General features: G+C 42.9%; 5 protein-coding genes. All 5 read right to left on the reverse strand.

The window, feature by feature from the left end:
• Positions 1-1899 (reverse strand): LuxQ periplasmic sensor domain-containing protein (locus CAG68_RS20400; RefSeq protein WP_161441585.1); only part of this gene is annotated, 1899 nt, incomplete at its 3' end.
• Entirely contained in the window at positions 1899-2996 is a 1098-nt protein-coding gene (locus CAG68_RS20405) for an autoinducer 2-binding periplasmic protein LuxP (RefSeq protein WP_005385634.1), read from the reverse strand. The genes CAG68_RS20405 and CAG68_RS20400, both read right to left, overlap by 1 nt.
• A gap of 330 nt (positions 2997-3326) precedes the next feature.
• Positions 3327-3644 (reverse strand): GIY-YIG nuclease family protein, encoded by a 318-nt coding sequence (locus tag CAG68_RS20410; protein ID WP_053304534.1) that lies wholly within the window; start codon positions 3642-3644, stop codon positions 3327-3329.
• Entirely contained in the window at positions 3641-4291 is a 651-nt protein-coding gene (locus tag CAG68_RS20415; protein WP_005373594.1) for a YceH family protein, read from the reverse strand. The genes CAG68_RS20410 and CAG68_RS20415 overlap by 4 nt, the downstream gene beginning before the upstream one ends.
• Before the next feature lie 165 nt (positions 4292-4456).
• Positions 4457-4681, reverse strand: coding sequence for a hypothetical protein (locus CAG68_RS20420; protein ID WP_005385630.1), 225 nt, complete (start codon positions 4679-4681; stop codon positions 4457-4459).
• Between the last annotated feature and the right edge of the window lie 247 nt (positions 4682-4928).

The raw sequence follows: 4928 nt of genomic DNA on the forward strand, positions 1-4928 counted from the left end.
ACTATTGTCAGCGCCATAGAACTGCTCAAGTTCAGCATGCAAGCGCACGCTACCCGAGGGCGTAAACTTCACAGAATTACTGACTAGGTTGAATAAAATTTGGTTCAGACGAACTTGGTCAGTAAAGATTTCAACATTGGGATCTATTTTGTTTTCAATGACAAGGTTGACGCCTTTACTTTCACAAATAGGACGATAAATGTTTTCTAACGTTCGAATTGTATCAGTGAAAGAAAACGGGTGCTTTTGGATATTAAACTTACCCTGCTCAATCTTCGAAAAGTCCAAAATATCATTCAAAACAGCAAGTAAGTGCTCACCACTATGTCGAAGTACGTCAATTTGGTTATTCTGCTCTTCTGTTTCCACAGAGTCTTTTAGCAATTGAGCAACCCCTAAAATTCCATTGATTGGCGTTCGGATCTCATGGCTCATTTTAGCCAGAAAGTCGGCACGGGCTTGAGCAGATTTCTCTGCTTCTTTGCGCGCCAAGTTACTCTGTTTTTCCGCCTCAATTAGCGTGGTTATATCCTGACCTTGAACAATAATACCGCTAATATCTCCATCAACTCGAATCGGCGATAAGTTCCAGCGATATACTTTGTCTCCAATTGGCACATTAACGCCTGTCAACGTAGCTCCCTGAGCCGCCATGCGAAGGTGTGGCATCAACTTTTCTTTGAAACCTTTGAACACTGGGTGCATGGTTTCAACATCGTTTTCCATGACTAACTCTTTGCGTGCTGCCGGATTGATTTGGACAAGCACACCCGATTCAGACCACACCATGATAGGAGATAACGCAAAGTTAAACAGGTCGCGGAAAGAGCGCTTTTGTGCTTCAAGCTCTTCAAAAGTGTTTTCTAGTGTCGAACCAATATGATCGAATTCCTCAATATCTGACCCCTCAAAACGCTCAAATCCTTTTTCTTCACGAGCCGAGCGAGTATATGCCATCAGGGATCCTAACTCTTCAACTACTCGATTCTCGATCCATTCTTTAGTCATCAGCGCAATCATGACCATACCGATAACTGAGGCTAGCATTGCTAGCAGGTGTTGGATTTGCAATGTCACCACGCTCTGATTGTCTTGCACAGTAAGCAAGCACAAGTCAGTCTCGGCGGCATTTACCTCAATAGGGGTTTTGATGATCAATAATTGGTCAAGCTTGTGCTGGGACTCTCGTCGTTTGAGTACGTCAAATATTTGATAAGCCTCATCTCCTACTAATGAGCTTGCCAATGGTGTGTTGTTAGCGACCAACACAACATTGTCGACGTTGCCTTCATTTTTTAACCTTTCCATCAACCCAAAGTTATTATCTAAAACAACAACATTGTAAGAGTACCCCATCACTTCACCGGTTTTAGGTTGTAAAACGGGTACACGACGAAGTAAAAGATGGCGAGTTCCCATCGGGGTCTGTGAGGGTAGATAATACCAGTTGTTGCTAAAGGTCACTTGACTGGCAAGTCGGCTAAGTATCAGGTTGTTGATGCCATAGAAATGCGCGTTGCCATCGTCCCAAATAATACCTTGATGATCGGTTAGGAAACGAAACTCCGGTGTATGGGAAGGATCACTCTGGTCAATACTCATGAAAAAGTAATTGAGTGCCTCTTCATCACGTTCTGTATAAAAATCCAATACAACATCACTTTTCGAATTGCTGTTGTGATGAATCTGAATCGCTGCAAAATGGCTATCAAAAATGTTCAGGATCAGGGCAGAGGTCTGCTGCTTGGTTCGGTCGACTTCCTGCCAAATAATCTGCTTCGAGAAGTAATAACTCTGAACAAAGATGCCTAGAATGATCGGAGCAAGTACGAGAATAATTATTTTGGTAATAAGCGTCGACAGTGAGCGACGCTTTCTTATTTTTGATGTAGTTGTCATCAATTATCTGAGTATCTAAATGCACGTTTTCTTAATGCTTCAATTCTTTCTGGAGAGTCCGATTTGGTAACGACTTCAAAATCACCAGAGTAAACAGTGGGAACTGGCTTTCCTTCTAAATCCCACTTAATGGCCTCAGCCATTGCAATACCTGTATCATCGTTCATACGCATAACGGTAACGTCTAACTCCCCTTTAGAAAGCGCCTCTAACTCTGCTGAACCGCCGCCCCAACCATTGATCATGACATCATCACGACCTAACTCTTTAAGAGCGTCAACAGCACCTAATGCTACATCGGTAGAACACGCGTAAATGAAGTCAACGTCCGGATACTTCTCCAAACTGGCTTTTGCAGCTTCATACCCAGATTGCTTTGTTGCTTTGGTGTAGTAAGCAGATTGTAGTTCAAATTGATTATCGCGGTTCACTTGGTTGATAAAAGTGTTGCCTCTGATGTCACTAATGTAGCCCTCTGAGAAGTAGAGAACACTATAGTGGCTATGTTTAGGGAAACGCTTGCCAAACTCAACGGCCAATTCACGACTTCCTTCTGCGTGGTCGAAACCAACATAAAGAAACGGCTGATGATGTTCCCAATCCCTAACAGGTGTGGTGATATTTTGTAAAATTAACTTGGTTTTCTTTGAATCTAAGACATGCTCAACAAACTTACGATGTCTTGTGGTATCTAGAGTAAAGATCAAGTAATCGGAGTTGCTTTTCAGCGCCTCCATTAAAGACAAACTTTGCTGCTTTATATCTGCATTAGGACGAGTAAACACCTGATTTAGTTGATAGTCGATATCAAGCTTATCTAGGCGTTTTTCAAACGCATCGATGTTTCGAATCCAATAATCAGAGATCTGCTGCCCTGGATAAACAACAGAAATTTTCAGTGGACGCTTCTTGTCTTTTGCTACGGGTACAGGGGTTTCTCTTACCACTTCAGCCAACGCACTAGTTAGCTGCTTCTGTTGTGGAAACTGGTCTAAAAACTCTTGATATGCCCAATACCCATTAAGAACTTGGGTGGCCTGCACATTCGGCGCAAAAGCGGCCATTGAAATCAGGGAGAATACTAACGCTTTTTTCATCTACTGCTCTTTTAGCTTTTTTATGAGCCTAATTCAGCTCTATTCATTACCTAGCCGAGTCATCCTATACTCTTGTAATCTACCTTCCTCTTAGTGCCTGTTTCAATAGTAAATTGGTTCTTGGTCTGAGTGGATGCAAATAAAGTACATTGAGTCGCTTCCTTTGTCTCGATGACGTAGAGACATTTCGCGCTTTTCATACTCAGGACCTGTAAACAGAACACCAGCCCATTATGCGTCAGTTTATTCCTACATGGTACTCCAAAAACAAAAAGAAACCGCCAATGTGACATAGGCGGTTTCCGTGTATCTTTGCGTAGCAAGGGCTTATCAGAGTGCCACTATCTCTAACATCATTTGTTGATGTTCGTCGACGACAATATTTGCTTTTGACATAACGAGCAGCTCTTTTTTCGCTTTAGTTAGTTGCTTAATATAGTACTCTGCTCGCATGGCAAGCGTCTTTGACTCAAAATCCGATGACCATTCCAATACCAAAGGGCCTTTTCCCTTCAAAGCTTTCGCTCCTTTTCCGGTTTGGTGCTGATTGAATCTTCGTTCAACATCATTGGTAACACCACAATACAACGCGTTGCGGTTATTTCGTATCAGGTAGACACTCCAACGCTGCGTTGTATTTTCCATCATGAAAGCAGTGACTCAACCTTAGCTTTTAATTCATCCAGCTCTTCTTTCAGCTGAGCGACTTCGAGCTCTAGCTGACTTACTCGATCGGAGCTCGAGCTTGCAGCAGACACAGGCGCTGCAAGTTCGGACGCATCAACATCACCACAGAACAAATGCATATAACGCGACTCCCGCTTACCAGCCTCACGTGGTAATTTGACCACTAATGGTCCTTTCTCTTCGCTTGCTAAATGCTCAAGGACCGTTTCCACTTCTTTTACATCATGAAATGTCGCGAGACGATTAGTACGAGTACGAATTTCCCCAGGTGTTTGAGCACCGCGCAAAAGCATACAGCATACAATGCCCTTCTCCTGCTCTGTCAGCTTTAAATCACCAAATTCCGTATTACAGAAACGGTGTTGATACTTGCTGACGCGGCTGTTGAACGCACTTTCGTCACTGACGAGCCTGCGCTCAATAAGAGCATCAACGGCATCGAGTACGTCTGACTCAGAGAGTGACATCACGGGATCACGGTTGCTTTTTTGATTACACGCGTTGGTTAATGCGTTCAGGCTGAGGGGGTAAAGATCTGGGGTAGTGACTTCTTTTTCGATCAAGCAACCAATAACTCGTGCTTCAATTGCCGTTAGCTCAACTTTCATAATGCATTTCCTTATTATTTTTGCATTTGACTTTGTACCTAAATCGCTTCGAAATCATACGCCATAAATTCACACAGCAGTGCAAGAAGCGTTAGCGGTTCAGGTGTTGGTGTCAGGCTAAAGCATAGCGTAAGACCTGACACCCCTTACGAATAGGGTCAGGTATCAATGCTCCGAGAGAATCGGCACTCTCGTCAAATTGCCATCTTGGTCGACCATCATTATTTTTGAACGATTAAGCTCAACTTCGATGATTTCGAGTTGCTCGCGAGCGTTGATATACGCCGTTTTTAACTTTTCAGCCACAGAGCGAGTGACTTGCTCATTATCTTGACTATTTACTTGCTCCGCAGTGTTACCAGAGTCCATATCAAGTTCATCATTTTGCATTCAATGGTGTTGATAATATAGTGAAGGCCACGTTATGACAATGAATCGATGGATTCTACAATGTTGGCCAAAACTCGAAGAAAGCAGCACGATTATATGGACACAACGCAATTGGTTGAGAAATGTTCAACTCTGCATTGCTATTGATCTAAAGACTGTTATGCCACTGGATGTTGTGCTTTAATCGAGGAAGATATTCATAAAATTAGGAAAGAGAACTATGAGTAGCGTATTTGAAATCGTTAAC

The organism is Vibrio sp. V42_P2S4T144, assembly GCF_009904715.1.
GTDB classification, from domain to species: domain Bacteria; phylum Pseudomonadota; class Gammaproteobacteria; order Enterobacterales; family Vibrionaceae; genus Vibrio; species Vibrio alginolyticus.

Coding starts and splice junctions, on each gene's coding strand:
- CAG68_RS20405 (WP_005385634.1), bottom strand. CDS start 2,996: ATGAAAAAAGCGTTAGTATTCTCCCTGATTTCAATGGCCGCTTTTGCG.
- CAG68_RS20410 (WP_053304534.1), bottom strand. CDS start 3,644: ATGATGGAAAATACAACGCAGCGTTGGAGTGTCTACCTGATACGAAAT.
- CAG68_RS20415 (WP_005373594.1), bottom strand. CDS start 4,291: ATGAAAGTTGAGCTAACGGCAATTGAAGCACGAGTTATTGGTTGCTTG.
- CAG68_RS20420 (WP_005385630.1), bottom strand. CDS start 4,681: ATGCAAAATGATGAACTTGATATGGACTCTGGTAACACTGCGGAGCAA.